Annotated in this window: 23 protein-coding genes and 1 pseudogene; 9 read left to right on the top strand and 15 right to left on the bottom strand. The window is 68.3% G+C overall.

The genetic code is table 11. The features are described 5' to 3' along the window. Nucleotides 1-41 precede the first annotated feature (41 nt). From OHA30_RS18855 to OHA30_RS18845, 3 genes are all read right to left on the bottom strand, one after another. The gene (locus tag OHA30_RS18855; RefSeq protein WP_328914635.1) at nucleotides 42-1,190 is read right to left on the bottom strand and encodes an ISAs1 family transposase; all 1,149 of its coding nucleotides are present in this window, start codon (nucleotides 1,188-1,190) and stop codon (nucleotides 42-44) included. A 131-nt stretch (nucleotides 1,191-1,321) separates the two neighbouring features. Continuing rightward, on the bottom strand, nucleotides 1,322-2,815 hold the full coding sequence (locus OHA30_RS18850) for a caspase family protein (protein ID WP_328915027.1): 1,494 nt from the start codon (nucleotides 2,813-2,815) through the stop codon (nucleotides 1,322-1,324). 207 nt (nucleotides 2,816-3,022) lie between these two features. Next, complete coding sequence (locus OHA30_RS18845; RefSeq protein WP_328915026.1) at nucleotides 3,023-3,343, bottom strand: hypothetical protein; 321 nt, start codon at nucleotides 3,341-3,343, stop codon at nucleotides 3,023-3,025. Between the two features lie 364 nt (nucleotides 3,344-3,707). On the opposite strand from OHA30_RS18845, the gene OHA30_RS18840 reads away from it, so the two are divergent. Then, nucleotides 3,708-3,965, top strand: coding sequence for a hypothetical protein (locus tag OHA30_RS18840; protein ID WP_328915025.1), 258 nt, complete (start codon nucleotides 3,708-3,710; stop codon nucleotides 3,963-3,965). Between the two features lie 336 nt (nucleotides 3,966-4,301). Further along, nucleotides 4,302-4,441: pseudogene (locus OHA30_RS18835) on the top strand (VapC toxin family PIN domain ribonuclease); the annotation flags it as partial. 249 nt (nucleotides 4,442-4,690) lie between these two features. Here OHA30_RS18835 and OHA30_RS18830 read toward each other — a convergent pair. The 3 genes from OHA30_RS18830 to OHA30_RS18820 form a co-directional block, all read right to left on the bottom strand. Beyond that, entirely contained in the window at nucleotides 4,691-5,182 is a 492-nt protein-coding gene (locus OHA30_RS18830; protein WP_328915024.1) for a DUF6907 domain-containing protein, read from the bottom strand. A gap of 2 nt (nucleotides 5,183-5,184) precedes the next feature. Then, nucleotides 5,185-5,655 carry a hypothetical protein gene (locus OHA30_RS18825; RefSeq protein ID WP_328915023.1) on the bottom strand — a complete coding sequence of 157 codons (471 nt, stop codon included), beginning with the start codon at nucleotides 5,653-5,655 and terminating at the stop codon, nucleotides 5,185-5,187. 437 nt (nucleotides 5,656-6,092) lie between these two features. Next, complete coding sequence (locus tag OHA30_RS18820; protein WP_328915022.1) at nucleotides 6,093-7,331, bottom strand: helix-turn-helix domain-containing protein; 1,239 nt, start codon at nucleotides 7,329-7,331, stop codon at nucleotides 6,093-6,095. A gap of 374 nt (nucleotides 7,332-7,705) precedes the next feature. On the opposite strand from OHA30_RS18820, the gene OHA30_RS18815 reads away from it, so the two are divergent. After that, nucleotides 7,706-7,984: a hypothetical protein gene (locus tag OHA30_RS18815; protein ID WP_328915021.1), complete on the top strand. Its 279-nt coding sequence runs from the start codon at nucleotides 7,706-7,708 to the stop codon at nucleotides 7,982-7,984. 148 nt (nucleotides 7,985-8,132) lie between these two features. On the opposite strand, the gene OHA30_RS18810 is transcribed toward OHA30_RS18815, so the two are convergent. Further along, the gene (locus OHA30_RS18810; RefSeq protein WP_328915020.1) at nucleotides 8,133-8,747 is read right to left on the bottom strand and encodes a hypothetical protein; all 615 of its coding nucleotides are present in this window, start codon (nucleotides 8,745-8,747) and stop codon (nucleotides 8,133-8,135) included. Between the two features lie 805 nt (nucleotides 8,748-9,552). Here OHA30_RS18810 and OHA30_RS18805 point away from each other — a divergent pair. From OHA30_RS18805 to OHA30_RS18790, 4 genes are all read left to right on the top strand, one after another. Continuing rightward, entirely contained in the window at nucleotides 9,553-9,777 is a 225-nt protein-coding gene (locus OHA30_RS18805; RefSeq protein ID WP_328915019.1) for a hypothetical protein, read from the top strand. Then, nucleotides 9,774-10,100, top strand: coding sequence for a helix-turn-helix domain-containing protein (locus OHA30_RS18800; RefSeq protein WP_328915018.1), 327 nt, complete (start codon nucleotides 9,774-9,776; stop codon nucleotides 10,098-10,100). Before OHA30_RS18805 ends, OHA30_RS18800 begins: the two co-directional genes overlap by 4 nt. Nucleotides 10,101-10,249: 149 nt before the next feature. Next, the gene (locus OHA30_RS18795; protein ID WP_328915017.1) at nucleotides 10,250-10,570 is read left to right on the top strand and encodes a hypothetical protein; all 321 of its coding nucleotides are present in this window, start codon (nucleotides 10,250-10,252) and stop codon (nucleotides 10,568-10,570) included. 308 nt (nucleotides 10,571-10,878) lie between these two features. Beyond that, nucleotides 10,879-11,295, top strand: coding sequence for a hypothetical protein (locus OHA30_RS18790; protein ID WP_328915016.1), 417 nt, complete (start codon nucleotides 10,879-10,881; stop codon nucleotides 11,293-11,295). A 166-nt stretch (nucleotides 11,296-11,461) separates the two neighbouring features. Here OHA30_RS18790 and OHA30_RS18785 read toward each other — a convergent pair whose 3' ends face one another. The 8 genes from OHA30_RS18785 to OHA30_RS18750 all read right to left on the bottom strand — a co-directional run bounded on the left by OHA30_RS18785 (nucleotide 11,462) and on the right by OHA30_RS18750 (nucleotide 19,112). After that, on the bottom strand, nucleotides 11,462-12,445 hold the full coding sequence (locus tag OHA30_RS18785) for a hypothetical protein (protein ID WP_328915015.1): 984 nt from the start codon (nucleotides 12,443-12,445) through the stop codon (nucleotides 11,462-11,464). After that, nucleotides 12,439-13,461 carry a glycosyltransferase gene (locus tag OHA30_RS18780; protein ID WP_328915014.1) on the bottom strand — a complete coding sequence of 341 codons (1,023 nt, stop codon included), beginning with the start codon at nucleotides 13,459-13,461 and terminating at the stop codon, nucleotides 12,439-12,441. The genes OHA30_RS18785 and OHA30_RS18780 overlap by 7 nt, the downstream gene beginning before the upstream one ends. Next, nucleotides 13,462-14,757 carry a serine--tRNA ligase gene (gene serS / locus OHA30_RS18775; RefSeq protein WP_328915013.1) on the bottom strand — a complete coding sequence of 432 codons (1,296 nt, stop codon included), beginning with the start codon at nucleotides 14,755-14,757 and terminating at the stop codon, nucleotides 13,462-13,464. It lies immediately after the preceding gene. Further along, nucleotides 14,750-15,457: a histidine phosphatase family protein gene (locus tag OHA30_RS18770; protein ID WP_328915012.1), complete on the bottom strand. Its 708-nt coding sequence runs from the start codon at nucleotides 15,455-15,457 to the stop codon at nucleotides 14,750-14,752. Before OHA30_RS18770 ends, serS begins: the two co-directional genes overlap by 8 nt. Then, a complete protein-coding gene (locus tag OHA30_RS18765; protein ID WP_328915011.1) occupies nucleotides 15,454-16,371 on the bottom strand; it encodes a fructosamine kinase family protein in 918 nt (305 codons plus the stop codon). The genes OHA30_RS18770 and OHA30_RS18765 overlap by 4 nt, the downstream gene beginning before the upstream one ends. Continuing rightward, a complete protein-coding gene (locus tag OHA30_RS18760) occupies nucleotides 16,368-17,618 on the bottom strand; it encodes a methionine adenosyltransferase (protein WP_328915010.1) in 1,251 nt (416 codons plus the stop codon). The genes OHA30_RS18765 and OHA30_RS18760 overlap by 4 nt, the downstream gene beginning before the upstream one ends. A gap of 49 nt (nucleotides 17,619-17,667) precedes the next feature. Beyond that, entirely contained in the window at nucleotides 17,668-18,474 is an 807-nt protein-coding gene (locus tag OHA30_RS18755) for a phosphotransferase (RefSeq protein WP_328915009.1), read from the bottom strand. Between the two features lie 74 nt (nucleotides 18,475-18,548). Beyond that, a complete protein-coding gene (locus tag OHA30_RS18750; RefSeq protein WP_328915008.1) occupies nucleotides 18,549-19,112 on the bottom strand; it encodes an ATP-binding protein in 564 nt (187 codons plus the stop codon). A gap of 241 nt (nucleotides 19,113-19,353) precedes the next feature. Here OHA30_RS18750 and OHA30_RS18745 point away from each other — a divergent pair, with 241 nt between their 5' ends. Together OHA30_RS18745 and OHA30_RS18740 are read left to right on the top strand one after the other, a co-directional pair. Beyond that, nucleotides 19,354-20,799: a carph-isopro domain-containing protein gene (locus tag OHA30_RS18745; RefSeq protein WP_328915007.1), complete on the top strand. Its 1,446-nt coding sequence runs from the start codon at nucleotides 19,354-19,356 to the stop codon at nucleotides 20,797-20,799. A 10-nt stretch (nucleotides 20,800-20,809) separates the two neighbouring features. Continuing rightward, entirely contained in the window at nucleotides 20,810-21,760 is a 951-nt protein-coding gene (locus OHA30_RS18740) for an FAD-dependent oxidoreductase (RefSeq protein ID WP_328915006.1), read from the top strand. The last annotated feature ends 15 nt before the right edge of the window (nucleotides 21,761-21,775 follow it).

Raw genomic sequence — 21,775 nt, 5'->3', positions numbered from 1 at the left:
GGTCGAAGTCGGTCAGGAAGGGCCGGTAGTCCAGGGCTTGATCAAGTTCCGGTGAGGTCGGGCTTGGGGGTGATGCCCAGGATGGGGAGGGCTCGTTGTGGTTGGTCGCGGATGGCGCGGGTGGTCTTGGCGATGTTGGTCGCTCCGAGGGTTTTGAGGGCTCCGATGGCGAGGTTGCGGAAGGCGGCCATGGTGCGGGGTGCGTTGCCGGCGTGGACGGTGGAGGCGTCCTCGGCGAAGGTGCGGTCGCGGATGTGGTGCTGAGCCTCCACGATCCAGTGTCCGCGCAGGTAGGAGGCGAGTTCGGCCGGTTTTGCCTGGTGGGCGTCGAGACTGGTGACCGCATAGACGGTCTCGCGGGTCTCCTTCGCGCCGGCCGCCTTGCGGCGGCGGTGGACGCGGATGGCGAGCTTCGCGTAAGGGAAGGCGATGCCGCCGAGGTTGTCGGCGATGGCGAGGGTCTTGATCGACCGGGACTCCCGGCGGCCGTGCCCTGTGTTCGAGTTGGTGTGCTGGACCGCCACCGCGTTCCAGTCCAGACCGTCCAACTGCGTCCAGACGATGGGCTGGTTGGGCTTGACGACCGCGACGTAGTGCGCCTTCTTGACCTCGACCAGCCAGGTGACGTTGGCCTTCACGGTGTGCAGCGCGTCGAAGGTGACCACCTCCCCGTCCAGGTCGAGCGGTGCGAGCAGGGGCCGGAAGTGCCGCACCTCGTTGGTCTTGGACCCGACCTCGGCCTGGGCGAGGGTGACCGGGCGGCCGTGGGTGACGGCGGACAGCAGGTGCCGGCGGGGCTGGTCCAGGCGGGCGGAGCCGCGCAGTGCCTTGCCGTCCACGGCGATCACCCGCCGTCCACCCGGGGCATCTGCGGTCGCAGCGGCGTGGCGGTGGACCAGCCAGGCGCCCACAGCCGCGTCGAGTGCGTCGGCGTCGAGGCGTTCGAGGAGCCGCCCGATCGCCGACCTGGACGGCGCGTGCCGCCGGCGCAGCAGGTGACGGCGGACACCGAGGGTGGCGAGCAGTCGGGCGTCAGCGCGGGCGCCCCACTCGGCGAGTTCGTCGATGGTCCGGGCTCCGGAGACCGCGGCTGCCGCGCAGACCAGCAAGATCGAGGCCAGCGAGTACCAGCGGCCCCGCCGGGAACGCGGATCAGGAACCGCTTCCAGGCAGACGCGCAGGTCAGGCACATCGTTTGGCTCAAGAGGACCCAACTTGGCCAACACAGCAGGGATCGAGGAAGATGAGACAGCGGACACGGGAACCTCTTTGATCACTCGGCTTCGACACCTGAATGATCACGGACCCCGTGTCCGCTCCCTCATCCACCCCAACCCGCCCCAACCTCAGACGGGTTGGACGATCCCGGGAACTTGCACAAGCCCTGCCGGTAGTCACCGTTCTCCCCCAGGCGGCACACGATGTTCTCCGGCTTTATGTCCCGGTGGATGACATTGTGCTTGTGAGCGTGGTTGATGGCCTCGGCGGTTTCAGCGAGGATTGAAAAGATCGAGGACTGCTCCATGAAGGTCCCGACACTGAGCTCCCGCAGGTTGCTTCCGTCGATAAAGTCCATGGTGAATCCAGCAGGGCACTCGCTGTAGTCGTGAACCTTGATGATCGCGGGATGCGACAGCATCCTCATGGCCTCGTAGCCGTTACGAAACCTTTTGATCTTCTCGCGGTCCGTCAGCTCGTACGCGTGGTAAAGCTTGTAAGCCAGTGGTTCGCCGTTGTCCTTGGTGACCCGCCACACCTTACCGAATCCGCCGGCGCCGATTTGGCGGTCGAGCGTTCCCCACCTGGTCTTCGTCTGCGATTCTACGAACCCGAGCTCGCTCTGGTAGCGGATCAGCGAGTGCCGACTCTGCTGGAACGAGGGCCGCCGGGACAGGCCCTCGACTTTCTCCTTACGAGCAAACCAGTTCGCTACCTCTTCGAGCTTTCTGCTGGCGGCGAAATACCCCTCGTAACGCCAGGATTCCGCAGTGTAGCTCGCCTTAATCTCGTGGTACGCCTGAAGGTGTTCACGTGCTTCCATCTCGTACCGGTTGTAGTCCTCTTCGGGCAGGCGAGGAGAGAGGACCGGAGTGAATTCCCGCCCGAGGATGAGTCGGCCTTCCATCCGCCCCAGGAAAACAGGGACCTGGACGTGGCCTTCCTGTCCCGCCATTTCCCTCGACACCACGTCGTAGACGCTGTGCGCCGTGACACATCCGGTGTGATCTGCGGCGTCCCCAAGCAGCGCGGAAAGGAGGTGGTGAGTGAACACCCCATGCCCGAGATTGTCCTTCTCAACAGCCGACTGATCCGATGTGCAGGCAGCCATGACGACCACAGCGGGGTTCGCCTGGCGCACCATCCGGCTAATATCATCCTGTCTGATGGGAGCGACCGCGATACCCGCGGAAGACTGCTCGACAACGCCACCCGAGTGGCAGCAGTCCAGCATAATGAGGACTTGAGTCGTGGAACCGGGGAGAGGACTGGCAATCGACAGCAGACTGTTCAGTGAGATTCCCTCATCGAACTCCGCGTTGTCATGAGTGACCAAAAAGGTGCCAATGTCGGTTGCGGCGCCATGCCCGGAAAAATAGAACACAATCTGTTCCGCGCCGGAATTCTTCGCCTCCACGAGCCAGCGCAGAACCGCAGCCTTGCTGGCCTCTTCCTCGGTGAGTTTGGAAACCGAGAATCCATACTCCGGCTCCGTAAGGACCGCCTCGACCTCGTCGGCATCGTTCACAGAGTTCTTGAGCGTGGCCCATCTGTCACGATAGGAATTGATGCCGACGACCAGAGCGAGACGACTCACTGATTGACTCCTTCGGTTGCCGAGACCTACGGAACGCAATATTGAGCATGGAAGAGGGAGTTTCTGGTTGAGCACTGTCCGACGGTGAGGCGGAACCAACGGTGGCGGCCAGTGCGACGGATTGTACAGCGGAGCCCAACGGTCGAGGGTGAGCTTTCCCAGATTCACAACGGCGGGTTCGCAGACCCCCTCGATCACAGGGCGGTTTCAAGTTCCCGGTGGGAGTGGGCTGTCGGTGATACCCCAGATCCAGATGGCGTGTTCGGGTGTGTCCCGGATCGCTCGGGTGGTCTTGGCTAAGTTGTCCGCTTCCGGCGGTCGCAGGCTGCCGATGTGGCCGGTGGAGGCGTCCTCGGCGAACACCGCATCTCTGACATGGTGGCTGGAGATTTCGATTGCCCAGTGCTCACGCACGTATCCGCCCAGGTCAGCAGGGCTGGCCTGGTAAATGTCGAGGCTGGTGACGACGTAGACCGTCTTCCGGTTCTGCCGCTTGCCGGGCTCCTGGCGGCGCCGGTGGATGCGCAAGGCCAGCCGCGCTTGCGAGATAGGCGATCCCGCCCAGGTTCGCCGCGATGGCCATGATCTTGACCGAGCAGGACTCCCGCCGTCCGTGCTCGGTCCCCGAGACGGTGTGCGCTACGAGCACCTGTTCCCATGGAAGGGCCTTGACCTGGGCCAACTCGGTTGGCTGATTTCCCTTGATCACTGCGATGTAATGGGCCCTTTTCTCCTCCACCAGCCAGCGCACCTGGTCCTTGACGCTGTGCAGGGCGTTGAAGGCGACCCCGGCAGAGCCAGATCGAGTGGTTCCAGCAGTAGACGGAAGGCGGCCGTCTCGTTGGTCTTGGGCCTCCACCTCCCGCTGGGCCAGGGTGACGGCGGACAGCAGGTGCTGGTGGCGCCGCTGTCGGTGCGCGGAGCCGGACAGTGCCTTGCCATCCACCGCGATCGCTGGCGGCAGCGCCGAGCCGATGCCGCCATTGGTGTGGTCGCGTTCGGCCAGGTAGGCGCCAATCGCGATGTCCAGGGCATCGCCGTCGAGGGCGGCCAGAGCCGGATGAGGATGGCATGGGACGGGGCGCGGCGAGGTCCGGGCAGGCTGCGGTGGATGCCGAGTTGCTCCAGCAGCGTGATGGTGGCGCGCTGACCCCATTCGGTGATCTCGGTGACGGTCCGGGCGACGGAGACGACTGCGTATGCGCAGATCAGCAGTAAGCCGACCAGGGATACCAACGCCCGCGATGCGAACGCGGGTCGGGGACGCGCCGGAGGTGGGCGCACAGGCGGTCGGTGTCGTGCTGTTGGAGAGGTCCCAGTTTCGCTAGAACGGCAGGGAGGATGGAGCAGCAGGCACGGGACCTCAATGTGATCAGCTGGGCGTAGACACCCTGGTGATCACCGGTCTCGTGGCTGTGCTGTTGCCGCGTCAATTCCCCCTGGACTGGACGATCTACGCGAACCCAGAACTTGCAACCACCCTGGGGTTGTCGACCTCGTGATCACCGCCATCGCCATCGCCGAAGAACTACCGCTCTTCACCACCAACCCTGACGGCTACAGGGCCTCGACGACCTCCTCACGGTCGTGCCCGTCACCCGGCCCACCGTCCTCCACGACCGTTAGCGCGTGCCCATCGCGCCAGTCCCGCACCACGCGCAGCGGTACAACTCGGTCGGCCACGGGTACCAACGGGCACCGGCCCAGCGGGCACTTCAGGACGGAACGTGCCGCTGACCAGTACGGCCGCTGACAAAGCCCCGTGATTCCCAAGCTCAGAGCGCGGGTTCGATTCCCGTCATCCGCTCCAAAGAAAAGGCCCGGATTTCCGATCCGGGCCTTTGTTGTGTGCGGGGAATTCCGCGCGGTGGCGTATCAGGCGTTGGGGTGGTGTTGGGCCCAGTCGGCGCGGGCGGTGGTGAGGCGGGGGCGGATTTCGTGGTCGAGGCGGTCGGCCTGGGCTCGGAGCTCGGTGGCGAGTTCGGTCAGAGTGTCGGGGTCGAGGTTGGTGATCCAGTAGTCGTCGATGACGGCGATGTTGACGACCGGGATGCGGGTCGCGGGGTTTTCGGCGTAGGGGGTGCACTCGATGGTGCCCCACAGGACCTGTTCGTCCCTGGCCGCGCCGGGCTCAGCCGCAGAAGGCGGCGGGCAGAGGTGTAAGGCCGTGCCCTCGAAGACCTCGCGGTGGCAGATGTCCGCCAGGCGGAGCGGCAGCAGGTCGTGGGGGATGTCGGTCAGGCTCGGGTCGGTGTCCGCCCAGGCGGGCAGGTACCCGGTGAGCGTATGGCCGGAAGTAGTGGTGACGGTCCAGGTCCGGCCGTCCGGGACGGGAGTACCGGGGTGTCCCGTGGTGGTACTGGTCATGCTCACAACTCCTTGTCCGTGGTTACGGCGGGCAGGTCGACCGGGGTGAACTCGCGCAGGTGCATGACCAGCTGGCCGGCCCGCAGCCACGGCATCAGCGGGTCACCGAAGGGCAGCAGGACAACGTCGACAGCCTCGGGCCCGCACAGGCCGGGCTGGTAGAGGGCACCCCTCACACCCCACAGCGCGAACGAACTCACCCGCACCAGGGTGTGGGCGCGCCGCAAGTGGGGGCAGGCCGTGGTCGAGCGCACCGCGCACGGCATGCACACCGGTGGATGAGCGGTGCGTTCCTGCCCGTTCCGCAGGGTGGGGTCGGCGGGGTCGGCGTCCAGCAGCCACAACACCCCCTCGGCGTTACGGTCCGCAGGCCCGGCGCAGATCTGGCACCGCAGCCCGCCCATCGCCACCCGCTGCCGCAGCCCGTGCACCTTCCCCAACTCCGGCCGCCCCCGACCCGGCTGAGACGGCATCCGCGACCACAGCACCCCACGCTCATCCCGGTCATAAAACCGCTCATCCACGTACCCGATCCCCAGCCGCCCCCGCCCCCGCAACACCACCGGCATCGCAGCATCCCGCTCCCCACTCCACCGCGCCACATACGGCACCGCCTCGCTCCGGCCGGGCGATCCCTTGCCGAGCTGTCCGGCACCCTTCGCGGGACTCAGGGCAGCCTCGCGGCGATTCATCGGTACGTGGTGGACTGCGGGTTCGGTACGGAAGCCACAGGGTCGCGTCACATCAGGCATCACCATGCTCGTCTCCTCCCTACCGGACCGGTCGTCCGGGCGTGGCAAGGGACGCTACGAGCGCAATGACACGCTGGTGTTCACGACTGTGAACCGCTCGGGCGGCACGCACTGGCGTACGGGCGGCCCTAGACCACCCGGGCGCGGAAACGGGGAGCTCAGCCCTGGACGCCCATCCGGTGGGCCAATGCCCGGAGTTCGCGGGCGGTACGGGCGGGCAGTTGGCGGTCAAGAAGGGTGGAGACGGTGTCGCGGACCATGACGTTGGCGTGGATGCGCTGCGGTGCGGTGCGTTCGGCGGCGAGGAGTTCGGTCACCGCGTCGGCGTCCCGACCGTGCAGGTGGGTCAGCGCGCGTCCGAGGTCGGCGTGGAAGGTGGCTTCCCGGCCGGAAGCGGCCAGGACCCTCGGCCGTACGCCACCGGAGGCCGCGACGGCGTGACCGTGGCGGCCGAGGTCGGTGTTGAGGCTGACATGGTGGATACCGACGTTGGTGGGGCCGAAGTTGAGGTGCCACGCCTTGGTTTCGCCGGTACGGCCGGCCAGCTTCGCCGCCTCGGCCAGGTGCTCGTTGACCTCACGGGTGCGATCGGCCCCAGAGCGGCGGACGTCCAGGGTCAGACAGGTCGCCCGGATCAGATGCAACTCGCCCAGCAGCGCGTACGCCTTGGGCTCCGCGAGATGGCGCTCAACTTCATCAGCCGCCAACTCGGCACGATCCAGGGCGAGATCCGGGCTGCCGATGGACATCAGGACGTGGGCGTGGAAGAACCCGGACAGCGCGGTACGCAGCGGGTCGTCCAGTTCGGCGGTCGCCTCGGCGGCACGCGTGACGGCGATAAACGCCAGGTCCGGGTAGCCGAGGTACTTCAGCAGCATCGTGCACGCCGGGTGGTAGGCATCGGCGAGGAGCCGTAACAGCTCGGGGCGCTCGGGCGGGGACGCGTGCTCGACCGCCGTATGCAACTCGCCCAGCAGAGCGGGCAACTTCCTCGCGAGGATGCCGTAATCGCAGCCGTGGTAAAGCCGGTTGGCCTCGACGACACGTGCACCGAGCGCTCTGATCGGCTCCGCGGAGGGGCCTTGGTCCGGCGGCAGACCCAGGTGCATGCCCATCAGCGCCAGCCGAAGCTCCGGAACTGCCTCGTGCGCGGACGCCGTGGAAGGATCGGTCGGGGCGAACGGCCGGCCGGTCAGCTCCGTCGGCGCGATCCGGAGCGCATCGGCCAGAGCGGTGATGTGTCCCGTGCGGTCCAAGTGCCGCTGACCGTTCTCGACCATCGACAGAAAGCCGATCGACAGCCCCGACAGGCCCGCCAACGTACGCAGGGACATACCGCGTTGACGCCGGGCCGACCGCAGCCGTCGCCCAGTGTGGTGGGACTGGTCTTCGTTCATCACGTCGTCATCCGTTGTCACGAGGAGCTGGACCTCAGCGTAGGCGTCCGGTGACGATGCGTCGACGTGTCCCCGGGAATTCAGGTGACTTCATTCATCTCAAGCATCGGCGTAGTGCGGCGGGTTGGGCAGCAGATGACGATCGTGAGGCTCGTGGATGGTTCATGAGGATCAGTACCCAACGCGGACTTGCGCGCCTAGGGCCACGAGGGTGTAGACGCGCGAACGAACCCCTCAGCCCCCTTCTCATCAGGGGAAAACGCGACTTGCGGGGCTAACCCCCGGCTCCTCGATGCTCTGGGACACACCCCGGCCGGGACTGTCCCATTCCTCTGCGCACCGCCAGTCGTGCGCCCCCTGATCTTGGAGAAGCCTTGCCCGTCTACGCCCTGATCGCCGCCGCGGCGGTCGCCATCGCCCTCATCCTCGCCATCGGCGTCACCGCCGTCGCCGGGGTACACCACGCCGAGTCGGCCGTCGTCCCCGACGTCCTGCGCGAACTCGGCGCCAAGGTGGTCGCCCTCGCTGTCGTCACCGGTCTCACCATCGTCGCCACCACCGCAGTGCTTCACTCCGAGTCGGCCGCTGTCCCGGACGTCCTGGGCGAACTCGCCGCCATGGCAAACCTCCTGCTGCTCCGCCGACGCCGGTAGAGCGGTTCCGGGCCCGCCGCCGACCTGACCGGCGGCGGGCTCCGGGCCTTCCGAGTAGAGCTGTGACCACTACCCGACACGGATCTGGTGTGCCTCACAAGCCCAATAGAGATGACTTCACAGCTCGTGAATGAGGCCAATTGAAGGGTTAAGGCAGCCCGGCTCGCTGGGCGACTGCTCGCAGCCGTCCCACCACCTCGGGGTCCGTGATCCGGGTGGGCAGCGCCGCCAGCAACTCCCGGGCGAACGGGTCGAGCAGAAGCCGCAACGGCGCGGTCGCCTCGGCCTGCTCCAGGTATCCGGCGGCCTCGTCCGTGCGGCCGGTGCGGGCCGCTGTCGTGGCGAGATTGACGAGCAGCGTCGTACGGGTGGCGGGCGTCAGTCGCTGCGGCTCGGCGGCCGTGGCGTATTCGGCTGCGGCGCCGAAGTCGCCGGCTTCCACGGCAACGGCCACACGGGCGGCGGCCACCATGGCGTGGGCCTCGCCGCTGTCAGCCCGCTGGGCCGCAACGTCCAAGAGAGCGGTAGCCCGCCCGGGGCGGTCGGCCATCGCATGCGCGACGGCTTCCAGCAACGGAAGTTGGGGGTCTACGGCCTGTTTCGCGCGGAGCAACGCGGACTCCGGCAGACCCAGGTCAAGCAGCAGACGTACCTCCTCGGCCCGTACCGACCCGGCCTCGGCCCCACCGCAGCGCGCTGCCCGGTGAAGGAACAGCCAGGCCAAGTCGCTGTAACCGAGCCGCCGCAGAAGTCCCGCAGCCACCGCATGCCCGCGCGAACGAAGTGTCACCTCCCCGTCCGGACCGTCACGTACTGACCGGCCGGCCGAAATGAGATCGGGCACGACCAGGGCGAGACCGTGCTCGTCACCCGCAGCCTCCGCCGCCTCGGCCACCGCGAGTAGGTGCTCCAACTCGCCCTGTCGCACAGCAGAGTGCTCCGGAGCCGCCGGGGAACCTGCCAGTACCCGCCTCACTCGATAAGCGACCGCCCGTACCTCCGCGTGCGCGGCGTTCAGCGGCGGATACGGCTGACCGGTCAACTCACCGACATCCAGCCGGAGGGCAGACTCCAGCGAGGCAAGGGGACGACGCCGGTCCACCCACTCCCCGCCCACCTCGACCGCCGAAACCCACGCCACGTCGAGCCCGGCACGGTCGGCCAACGCCTTCTGGCTCAGCCCCCGCCGCACCCGCCACATCGCCACCGCCGCACCGATCGGCCCAGCTACCGGAGCGCCGTCTCCCCGATGTACCCAGCCTCCCACCGGCTGCCCACCTCCACTCGGCGCGGTCCTGACGACGACTTCCGGCCATACGGAGCCGCGTTCGCCCGCCTCGCACCTGCCCTTGCCGCGACACAGTAATCACGCCGACGAGTTGGGTCTAACACCCGCTGACCTTGCCACTTCCCGCGCGCTCGTCTGCAATCCCAGGTCGTTCCAATGAGCGCCGGAACCCCGGGAGATGACCGCTCCTCGCCTGAATGTGGCCGACCACGGATATGTTCACGACGGTGAACGCCACGGGGTGAGGACCCGCATACGCTCTGACACCTGGTCGCGACGTATGACTGCTCCCAGCGCAAGGTCGTTCGTCACTGACAAGCGGTGCGAACCCCCGCTCCCGGCGCTGTCCGCGGTGCCGCAGCGCGAAGTCGTCCTGCCCAACGGCCTCAACCCCGACGCCCTCGCCCAGTGCTTCACCAAGCTGCGCACAAAGGTCGATTGCCTCGACCACGACGCACTCCCCCGCCTTCATCACCGTCCTAGCCAACTGGACCGCCCACCATGACCAAGCCGACCCGGAATCCGCAGAGTGGGCAATGCGGACACGACCACGCAACCCCGCGTCCGAACCCGGCCGCGCAAGCTCCACCAGAGCCCGAAGCCGGCACCCGGGCACGGGAAAAGGCCGGACTGACCAAGCGGGACATGGCCGCCCGGATCGGCATCTCTGAGCAGCTGAGGGGCGAAATCGAATCCGGCTGGCGCAGCGCCACCCCAGCCAACCTGATCCGCATCGCCGACGCGCTGAACTGCCCCCTCGTCGCCCTCGAACGCAAGCGCGCGGCGGTACCGCCGTCGTGTCAGCACGCTGGAGTCCGCCCATGGTGACGGCAAGGAGTGGCCGACTGCCGTCGGGGACGAATCACCGCCCAGACACAGTGGCCTGCAATACGGGAGGGGAAGACGGACAGGCTCCTGGCCTGTCCGAGGCGGCCTCATCCCGCCCGCCTGTGGTTCCGCACAACACGGTTCCGTCGATGGCCGGTTGGCCGGACAACGGGAGTGCAGCGTACGACAGGCGGCTGCGGGACCTGGAGGCACAAGCGTTCCGCACCGCCCGCACCCTCACCGAGCACAGCGAGCAACTGGCGGCCGTACGCGAGCGGCGCCGCGCTGCATCCGACAGCACCGACCGCCTCCCCCACACCACCGGCGCACGGGACGAGCGCCCGACCGCGAAACGGCTCGACGCGTTGACCGAGCGTCTCGGCACGGTGAAACAGCAGCTTGACACCATCGAGCGCGTCTTGTTCGCTCTCGCCCGCGCACAGGGCATCGCCCCCGAGACCACCAGCTGAGCCTCTGCCGGCATACGGTCAGGCCCGCGAACACCACCGACCCATCGACACACGGTAAGGCGTCAGGTGGGCCGCACCGCATGCCCGCTCGCGCGCAGCGTCCTGGCGGTCGGCGCGAACGCAAGCATCGAGGCCAGTCGCGATCTCCTTCTGACCTTCCAGCGCCGAGTGCTGGTCGATCAGGGCGACCTCCTCCGAAAACCGGCCGGCTCGGACCATGGCGTCCTTGAGGGTGCCGCCCGACTGGGTGATGAGGGTATTGCCGGTGCTGGGCAGTGGGCGAGCCGTGGAATGCGGCCGTCCACGGCTTGCCCACCGCCCAGCCCACACCCCGCAGCAATTACTCCGGCGTCTGGCTCTCGCGGTACGAGTACGTCTCCTCCGGCCGCGACAAGGACGCCATGCACACCACGGCCCGCGTGCTCGGCGCGCTGTCCGGGGACGAGCACAACCGCGACCAGGACGAGGAGGAGCCCGGCAGCGCCCCGGTGCCGGTGGTCGACAGCATGGGCATGGGCGGCGGCGTCGTGGACCGACTGCGCGAGCTGGGCACCCCCGTGCTCGCGTACGCCGACGCCGCCAAGTCCAGGCGCAGGAGCCGGGACGGGGAGTTCGGGTTCACCAACACCAGGTCCGCGGCGTACTGGAACCTGCGGGAGCTGCTGGACCCCGCGTTCGGCGCGGAGCTCGCGCTGCCCCGGACGACCTGCTGGCCAGCGACCTGACGACCCCCACGTGGGACGTCACCACCGGCCTGCCGCCGAAGATCCAGGTGGAGCGGAAGGAGGACGTCGTGACCCGCCTCGGCCGCTCGCCCGACCGGGGCGACGCGGTCGCTGGACAGACCCTGCGGTCGAGCCCCGTGTGCTCGGTGCCACCCAGTACCTCGACTCAAGCTCCGTTCTCGGCGAGTTGCTCGTCCATCTGCTCTGCAACGGCCTGCCAATTGCCGGTGAGCGGGTGGGCACCTTGCCAGAAGCGGGAGAACTGGCGGACAGCGCGGCTCAGTCCGAGTGCGACCGTGCCTGGGGGAATCCGCTGAAGCACTCGGCGTGTGATGCTGCCGGCGCCTCGGGCAGTGGGGGTGATCCCGTTGGCGAGGAGGAGGGTGGCGGTGCGGATGGCGTCAAGTACGTCGTAGGGGGCGGCCTCGGTAAGGGGACCGAAGATCAGGTGGTGCCAGGGGATGCGTGCCCGGGTCCAGGCGAGGCGTTCGAGGGAAGTGCCCAGGTCGAGTGCGAGGCGGTCGGGGTGGGCGGCGTTCCAGAGGAGGACGAGGTCGCCGAGGGGGGCGCCGGCGTGGTCGAAGCGGAGGGTAATCCCTTCGACTTGGCGGCGTTGCCAGATAGTGAGCCGGCCGTGGAAGGTGATGTGGCGGGCGTGGAGGCTCAGGCGGGACAGGACGCTGAGCAACTGGTCGAAGGCGGCGGCGTACGCGTCCAGGTCGGGGATGAGTTCGACGCGGGACGTGTTGACGAAGGACGTGAGGAAGCCGTCCTGCAGTGAGCCGTCGGCGGCTCGCTCGGCGGTGAGCCGCACAACGGGCTGGGGGATGAAGCCTTGGCGGTAGGGGATCGTGCCGCCGTCCTTGAGGACCGGGTCGAGGGCCTGGACGGCGGAGATGGTCAACTCGGTCTCTCGGCCGCAGCGCAAGGGGAGGCAGACGGCACAGGGGACACCTTGGTCAGCGAAGGCTGCCTCCAATAGCGCGAGCAGATCGGGCCAGGGCAGAGCCTGCCGGGGCGGGCAGTACGGCGTCGCGTGGTCCTGGTGGCAGATCTCCAAGCGGTCGCCGTCAATGGTGAAGTCCCATCTGGGCCCGAGGACTTTGCGGAGCAAGCGCGGTATCTCGGCGGGGTCGACTGTGCTCAGCATGGCCGCGACGCCAGACCCTCGAAGTGCCGCCTCGCGTCGAAGCGTTGCTGCCCGACCGCCTGGACGTGGGCCGGGTCGAGGTCTTCCGTGCGGGTGATCGCTTCGGCGAGTGCCCGCGCAGCCGTTTCGTCGTCCACGTCCGGCGGCTGGATCATGACCTTCCCTGTAGCGCCGCAGAGGGCGGCTTGGGCACACGTACCTTCGCGCCAGGTCAGGGCCGCCACTGGTGTTCCTGCCCGCAGCGCCTCCCCGAAGACCGCAGCGCCGGCTTCGACGTAGTCGCGGGCGTAGGTGTAGACGAAGGTGCCCGCGCGATGGAAGGCACCGGTCTTGGCGGCGCCGCCCAACTCGCCGTCCCACTGAACGTGGTCGGCCGCGAAGAGGCGTTCGTACTGCCGGATGTACGCCGAGTCGAACACCGGGCCGATCAGGCGTATGCGGCGGCCGAGGATTTCGGCGGCGCGGAGGGCCAGGTGCGGGGCCTTCTGGGCGTCGATACGGCCGACCCAGACGAGGGCGTCGCCCTTGACCGCAGGTGGTTCGGCTTCGTTGAGGCCGAAGTGCACGGCCAACTCGGCGCGGGGCTGCCAGGCCGCATACCGTTCGACCATCTCGGGCGAGTAGCAGTACAGGCGATCTCGCACACCGTCGAATGCATCGGCCGCGTGCTGGAAGTCAGGGTTGTGCTGGAAGGTGGCGACGTCGCAGTCGAGCATGTCGCGGATACGCCGCCAGGTGGGCAGCGTCGGGTACTCGTGGCCGACGACCAGCAGGTCGTAGCCGGTGGCAGCCAGATCGCGGGCGGCAGCCGAGCCTGGCGCGGTGTCCTCCAGCCGCACCGGTCGCCGGGTCCACTCCGGGCCGAGGTCGTTGCGCCAGGCCGGTCCGAGGAGGTGTACTTCGGCGCCTGCGGCTTTCGCTCCGAGAGCGACCGCCCATAACCAACGTTCGATCCCGCCGTATCCGGTCGGGGGGAACGCGTAGCTGCCGGGGAAGTCGCAGACGCCGATTAACACCTATGCCTCCGAGGGTTTTCCGTCCGCCGTGATGCGGCGGAAGCCGAGGTAAGGGACGAGGGATTGCGGGAGCAGAACCGAGCCGTCCTGCTGCTGATGCTGTTCCAGGACTGCGGCCAGGGTGCGGCCGACGGGCAGGCCGGAGCCGTTGACGGTGGCGACCGGGGTGGACTTGTTGTGCTCGTCGCGGGTGCGGATACCGGCCCGACGGCCCTGGAAGGTACCGAAGTCAGAGATCGAGGAGATCTCGCGGTACGTGCTCTGGCTGGGCAGCCACACCTCGATGTCGTAGGTGAGCTGGGCGGAGAAGCCGGTATCGCCGGCCGCGAGGGTGACAACGCGGTAGGCGAGGTCGAGTTCCTTCAGGCACGCCTCAGCGTGGCCGACCATTTTCTCCATCTGGGCCCGGGAGTCGTCGGGGGCACAAATGCGGACCATCTCAACCTTGGAGAACTGGTGCTGGCGGATCAGCCCGCGGGTGTCGCGCCCGTACGAGCCGGCCTCGGAGCGGAAGCAGGGTGTCTGCGCAGTCAGGGCAACCGGCAGGTCCGCGGGCGGGATGATCTCGTCGGCGTAGAGGTTGGTGAGGGGAACCTCGGCGGTGGGAATGAGGAAGAGTTCACGGTCGGCGACGCCCGTCGCGAACAAGTCCTCCTCGAACTTGGGTAGTTGGCCGGTGCCGGTCATGGTCTTGCGGGTCACCAGGAACGGCACGGAGTGCTCGGTGTATCCATGGCGGCGGGTGTGCAGGTCGAGGAAGAGCGTCACGAGGGCGCGTTCCAGCGCAGCACCGACGCCGCGCAGGACGCTGAACCGCGGGCCGGAAAGCTTCGTGGCTCGCCCGAAGTCAAGGATGCCCATTCCCTCGCCCAGGTCCACGTGGTCCTTCGGCTCGAAGGAGAACGCGGGCGGGTTGCCGACGCGGCGCTGTTCGACGGCGAAGTCCTCGGAGTCGCCGTCGGGCGCCTCGTCGGCCGGCAGATTCGGAATGGTGAGGAGGAACTGGGTCAGCTCCTCCTGGACCTGCTCCTGCTCGGTCTCCGCCTCGCGGATCTGCTCCTTGAGCTTGCGGGCTCGGTCCTTGAGGGCGGAGGTGTCGCCGCCCGACTTCGCCGCTTTCTGGACCTCGGCCGCGACGGTCTTGGACTCGGAGCGCAGTTCGTCGGCGATGCGGATGCTCTGGTTGCGGCGGGACTGGAGAGACTCCACGGAGGAGAGGTCCAGGGTGTAGCCGCGGCGGGCGAGGCGGCGTACCGCCTCATCTCCCATGTCGATCAGAGCGCGTGCATCATGCATGACGGGATCTCTCCTCCGGCGGGGTCCGTAGAGGATCGAAGTTAGCAAGGATGGGCATCCCTTCCCGACCTGATTCCCGCCAGCCGGCCCCAGACGGTTGCGCCTGGCGCCGACTCCCGTCGAGGTCATCGATCAGGCGGCTGGTGAGGCTCAGCAGCCGGGCGTCTGCGATGGCCAGCGGGTCCAAGGTGGACGCTTCCGGGAAGAACAAGGGGATGGCCGTGCCGGGCGGTTCAGCCAGGGCCCACGCGAGCAGGGACAGCAGGAGACCGTGGGCGACGATCACCCGTGGGCCGGGGTGTCTGAGGGCGTCCCTCACTCCGGTGAGCATGCGGAGGAAGGCTTCGCCCTGGGACTCGGCGGAACCTGGCGGGCGGGTCCCAAGGCCGTGCTTCTCCAGCCAGGCGGCGTAGTCGAGGAAGGGGCCGCCTTCGAAGTCGCCGTAGTCCAGTTCGTTGACGCGAGGGTCGACGCGGAACTCAGGCTGTACGGGGCCGGCGAGGAGGACGGCGGTCTGTTGCGCTCGGGCGAAGGCGCTGGTGATCCACGTTGGGGCGTCGCTGAGGTGGCCGCTGTCACGGAGGCGGTGGCACGCGGCGACGCCCTCTGCGTTGATGGGGAGACTGACGCTCGGGTCGCCGTTCACCAGGTGGCGGATGCTGTAGGAGGTGCTCGCGTGCCGGAGCAGGAACGTTGTCATTGCCCCGGTCCCCTGTCGGCGTAGGAGCACAGGGCGGCCAGGACACCCGCCATGCGGTCCAGGCGGGGATCGCCGGTCTCCTCGTAGTAGAGAAGGCCGTCAAGTCCGATGAGCAGGCACCACGGCAGGATGCTGACTCGTGCGACCCCGGAGCGGCGGGCGGCTTCGCGGAGCCGTTCCTCGGTGTCGTGCCCGAGACGGTAGTAGAGGGACCAGAAGGCCCAGTCGAAGACGGCATCGCCTTCCATGGGCAGTGGGTCGAGCAGGACAGGGCGGCCGTGGCGATTGAAGGCGACGTTCTCCCGGTAGAGGTCGGCGTGCAGCACAGTCCTGCGGGCGGGGTCGTCGGACAGGCCGGCCAGGTGCGGGGCAACTCGCGTGGTGAGAAGGCCGTAGAGACTGGTGGCCTGGCGCTTCCGGATGTGGGGAAGGATCTCGTCGCGGAGGTGGTCCGAGAGCAGGGGGAACGTGCCAGGGCTCACGCTCCGGCCGATGCTGTGGGCCTGCTGGATCGCTTCGGCTACCGGGCTTGTCTGGTCAAGCGGCGGTTCGTCGCCGCCCGGCTGTGCGGCGATCATGCGGAGGGCTGCTGCGGACAGGTCGTCGTCGGAAGCGAGGACGATTCGGCCGGGACCGGGGTGCCACAGGCGCAGGGCGGCCGTCTCTCGGCTGTAGCGGTCGGGGTCCGGCCACACCTTCACCAGAACCGGGCGGCTCTGGGAGTCCAGCGCCGTGGCGAGAACAGAGGCGTGGCCGGTGTCGTGGTAACCGGTGAGGTTCAGGTCCCATCGGCGAGCGGCAGTGGTGAGCAGGTCGGGGACGCGGTCGAGCCACGCCTCTACCGGCGAGCCGTAATGCGCGGTGAGCCGACTGCGGCAGGTCGTCGGGAGAGGAGGAAGGGAGGCCGTTTTCAACTGAGCAGCACCCCGTCCTGGACCAACTCCTGGGTGAGTGCCGGGAGTCCGGCCAGGGTCTCCAGGACGAAAGCCTGGATCTTGTCGACCTGGGCGTTCGGTTCGGAGAGACGGATCAGGATGCGCCACGGCTGATCCAGCGGCTCGCCCGTCGCGCTGACCATGTGCACTTCGGCGTGCCCGCCGGTCTCCTGGTGCAGTCGGTGGGCCAGGCGGGTCGCGGCCAGGTTGTAGAGCTTGCCGACGTGGTAGACGGGGTTCTTGCCGCTGGCGCCCTCCATATTCATGGGGCGCAGCGGCGTGATCAGGCCGTTGACCCTGTTGCCCCTGCCGACCACGCCCTCGTCACCGGACTCGATCGAGCTGCCGGTGTACGTGAAGTACAGCTCGTCCTTCTCGGGCACGTCGCGCACATTCAGACGGAAGTCGACGGGCGTGCCGGGCAGGTGCAGTCCGGCCAGACTGCGGCACTCGGCGAGGATCGTCTCCTTGTTGGCCAAGTACGCGGCGCGGTCCGGCACGAGCGGGCTCTTCTGGGGGACGCACAGGACGACGTCGGCCCGGTCGCCCTCGTAGTAGCCCATGACCTTCACGTCGCTGCCGCACCAGGGGTGGGTCTCGGTGAAGGGGCTCACACCGGAGAAGTCGTCGGCCAGTTCGCACACGAAGGACTCGAACGGGCCCTTCGGGGCCCAACCGGTACCCATCGAGGTGTCGTTGGCGATCAGGACCCGCCGCTCGCGTAAGTCGTCGACGGATCGGGGGGCGAACCAGCGCGTGCGCTCCGGGGCGTCGGCGTCGGTGATGACGGCGCCGGGGCTGGAATTGCTGGTGATGTGGAAGTGCAGGTCGAGGTGATCGCTGACGGCGGGCAGGCGCTCGGCGAAGAACGTCCGTACCGTGTTCTCCGCCAGTTCATCCACGGGAATCTCGGTGTCGCCGCAGGTACGCGCGGCCCTTCCGTTGATCAGGACGCGGACGGGGGCCGTCATTCCACCGCCGCCGTACTCGACCCGACTCGCCCCGCCCAGGAGGGCGAGCTTGTCGAAGTTGTGGTGGAGCACGGCGCCGAAGTTCTCCAGCGTGTAGCGGCTGTACGCCTGCGAGAGGCGCTCGGCGAGGTGGTCGGCGAGGGTGTCCGGGTGTCCCAGGCCCTTCCGCTCCACGATGGTGGTTGCGTCCGGGTACGGCGTACCGGTCTCGATGACGATCCGGCTTCGTCCTACGTTCCTGGCAGTTCGGTTCACGGCATGCTCCTGTGTCTCTTGAACGGAAGGAACGGGCAGGTGCGGTGGGTCACCGCGGCACCCCGGCATCGCGCAGAGCGGTGATCAGACGGGCGAGGACACGTACGGTGCCGGGCGGGTCGGGGGAGGCCGTCAGGTCGCGCAGACTCTGGGCGGGTACGAGGTCGAGGTCGCCCGGGCGGCGCCGGTCGAGCCAGCGCAGCAGGCGCCAGGCGGCGACCGGGCCGGTTACGGGAAGCCGGCCGATCACGTCGAGGGGCAGCGGCGAGGGCCCGGCGTAGACGAGGTCACGGATCAGGTGGAAGGCGGCGTCCGCGAGATCGCAGACGACCGGTCCTCGGGCGGCCGCCTCCCAGTCGACGACGTGGACGCTGCGTCCGGAGCGCAGGAAATGCTCCGGCTTGATGTCGCCGTGCAGGTGCACACACTCCTCGTCGTCCACGCTGGTGAGCGACTGGCACAACTCCGGCCACCAGGGCTTCGGCCGGCAGCGCTGCGACAGTTGATGGAGGAGCGCGCCGCTGTTGGTCAGATTGCCGGCGCGTGCTGGTAACCAGCCGGTGCCCGGACCTCCGAGGGCAGGTCGGTCTCGGAGAACGGCGGTCAAGCGCAGTGTGTGCTGGACGAAGCCTTCGACGCTCTTGCGTGAACTGAGTCTGGCGGCCGCACCGCCGACGGCGTCGACCAGTACCCAGCAGTAGCCGTCTTCCTCGCCGACAGCCCGTACGGCCGGGGTGGACACACCCCAACTGCGAGCCAAGGTGAGCGCTTGGGCTTCGCGGTTTCGCCGCTCCACCGGTTCGATCGCGCGGTAGACCTTGAGCAGCGCCTCGCCACCGCATGCCCACCACGTCACGGACAACGGCTTATCGTGGTGGAGTGTGAGAGGGCCGAAGCGCTGCTGCAAGCCGCTTTCCACGGCCGTCGTCATCACGACCATTCCAGGCAAGAGAGGCGGCGCGGGACTGCTGTCGGCCGGCGACGTTGCCCAGGTTGACGCTGCGGGGTGGAGGCAGGCGCGCTGTCCTGTGCTCTCTCGATCCTCGCCTGCGCGGTACGTACGAGCCCGCTCCGCTGCTGGGAACCGGTAAGCACAGCCTCATCGGCGACGACGAAGAAGACGGTCTTGCCCAGTTCCCTGGGAACCCAGCCCCAGCCGTGGGAGAAGCTCTCCACCAGCACGAGACCGCGGCCGGAGGTGTCGTCGGACGAGGCTTCGGAAGCGACGGGCGGGCGGAAGGAGCGGTCGGTGACCTCGACTTGGAGGAACTGGCCGGTCCACTGCGTCCGCACCCAACACTCCTTGCCGGCGTGCGTGAGGGCGTTGGCGATGATCTCGCTCGCGCACAGTTCGACGTCGGCCAGGGCAGCGTCGGACAAGGGCACGTTCCAGAACCGCGCCGTCACGGAGATCCTCCGGCGTGCGCGGCTGACGGCTTCCGCACCGGCCCGGACATGGAACTCGTCCGGAGCCGGAAGCTGCTGGTGGTTCATGCGGCGGAGCCTCTTCTCGGCATCGGGGTGGCGGCTGACACCTGACGGGGGTTGCAGATGCCAGCCGCCGGTCTTGGTTGCCCTCTGTTGCCGAACCAGCACACCGGATAACGTGCGAAGGCAAGAGCCCATCAAGCGGTCAACTCGGTCAACTTCCCGGCGGCGAGGGGTGACCGCGGACGCGGAGCTGCATCATCAGGTGGGAGAAGGCGCGTACGGCGACGCGGGGGTGAACCGCTGAATGAGCCGACGATCGGAAGGGCCGAACCTGCGGCTCACCACGTGCCTGGACGAACTGGGCTGGACCCCCAAAGTCCTCGCGCGCAAGGTCAACCGGGCTTTCGGCGCGGGAACCGTCGCCGAGTCAGCCCCCTATCACTGGCGTGATCACGGGAGCCTGCCCCGCTCGCCGCTCCCCACCGCGGTCGCCCACGTGCTCTCCCAGGAACTGGGCCGAACAGTGACCGTCGGGTGGCTGTGGCACGGGCGGTCGGCACCCGCGCAGGCACTGGTGCCGGTGGACAGCGACCTGGCGCGGCCTTGGACCACTGCTGAACTGGGAGGGATCATGGAGGACTGGGTCGTCGCCGGTCTACGCGACCGCAGACGCTTCCTGGCCACCTCGGGCAGCGCGCTTCTGGCGATCGTTTCGCACTACCTGGACGGTACGGCCGGCCGTGGCTCGTTCACAGACCGCCTCGCCCGCCCTGCCGGGATGGACCCCCTCGTCGAGCAGGTGGAGCAGAACCTTCCTCTCCTCCAACTCCTGGACGACGAGCACGGCGGCGCACGTCACCTGTCCTACGTCGGTGCGCAGTTCCGAGCTGTTGCCCTACTCCTCTACGAAGGCGGTCACTCGCCCTACACGACAGCCCGGCTTCTGCACGCGCTCGGGGAAGTCGGGCAGCTCGCCGGATGGATGGCCTTCGACGCAGGCGACCACGGATTGGCCCAGCGCTACTTCGCCACCGCCCTGCGCGCCGTCCACCAGGTCAACGACCGCCCCTTGGCCGCCCACATCCTCGCCGACCTCGCCTTCCAGGCCGCCAGCCGCGACCACCCGTCCGACGCCATCACGCTCGGCGAAGCAGCAGCACGCACCAGCGAGGGCGCTCCGGCCGGTGCCCGAGCATCAGTGCTCTCCCGTCTCGCCTACGCCTATGCGACTGCGGGACGCACGACCGACTTCGACCGCACGCGCGAAACCGCCCGTCAGCTGGTCGAATCCTCCTCACCCGACGGGTCCGAGCCGAGGTGGATGTACTACCTGACCGGCAACCACCTCGACTGCCAGGCCGGCTACGCCCTTATCCAGTTCGGCCGCGTACGCCGCAGCGAAGGTGCCACTTCTCAGGCCCGCCGCCTCGTCGCCCAAGGGACTGATCTGCTTTCCACGGGCGCCCATACCGTTGCTCTCGCAGACCCGAGCCAACGCCGCGCCCTGTTCGAGGGCTCCTGGCTCGCACTCGGTTACACCGCCCTCGGCGAGACTGAACTGGCCTGCCAGATCGCGGGCACCGCTACCCAACGCCTGACGACCGTACGCTCCCCACGCAGCACGGCCGTCCTCCAACTGCTCGCCGGAGACCTACGTCGCCGCCAGCGCAACCCACACGTCCGCAGCTTCCTCCCCGAACTCGAACACATCCTCGCCGGGCACCCGGCCGAGGCAGTTTCCGGACGCTAGGGTCGGTTCCGTGACTGGAGTCGAGCACGTGACCGTCATCGGGGCCGGCGTGTCCGGCCTGACAACTGCCATCGCTCTCGCCGAAGCCGGCGTACGTGTGAGGGTGGTTGCCGAAGAGGTGCCCGGCCGCACGTCCCTTGCCGCCGGGGCGATGTGGGGACCGTACCTCGTCGAGCCCAAGGACAAGGTCGACGAATGGAGCCGGCACTCCCTGGAGGTCTTCCGGTCCCTGGCGGACGACCCGAGCACGGGCGTGCGCATCACCTCCGGCATCGAGGCTTCACGGCAGGCGGACGCACCGCCCGAGTGGGCCACGACGCTGCCCGGCTTCCAGCCGTGCCCGCCGGAAGACCTGCCGACCGGCTTCACGACGGGATACCGCTTCGAGGTCCCCCTCATCGACATGCCCGTCTACCTCAATCACCTGCGGGCCCGCCTGCTCGCGACCGGCACCACCATCACGCAGGGCACGATCACCGACCTGGACGACCCCACACTCGGCCCTGTCGTCGTCAACTGCTCCGGCCTCGGCACACGCCAGCTGGCCGCCGACAACGACCTACGCCCCATCCGAGGCCAGCACGTGATCGTCACCAACCCGGGCCTCACCGAATTCTTCTCCGAGGACACCGGCACCTCCCCCGACCTGCTGTGCATCTACCCCCACGGCGACACCGCCGTCCTGGGCGGCACCGCCATTGACGACCGAGGTGACCTCTCCCCCGACCCATCCGCCGCAGAGGCCATCCTGAACCGCTGCACAGCCGTCGAACCCCGCCTCGCACAAGCCCGCATCCTGTCCCACCGGGTCGGCGCCCGCCCCACACGTCCAGTAGTGCGCGTCGAAGCCGAACACCGTGCCAACAGCAGAACCATCCTCCACAACTACGGCCATGGCGGTGCCGGCGTCACCCTCTCCTGGGGCTGCGCCCGGGAGATCGCGCAATTGAGCACCGCATAGGGGCCGCGACTCACG

This window comes from Streptomyces sp. NBC_00223 (assembly GCF_036199905.1).
Taxonomy (GTDB): Bacteria; Actinomycetota; Actinomycetes; order Streptomycetales; family Streptomycetaceae; genus Actinacidiphila.
The sequence above is the reverse complement of the archived record's forward strand: the minus strand, read 5'-3'. Positions and strand labels throughout refer to the sequence as shown.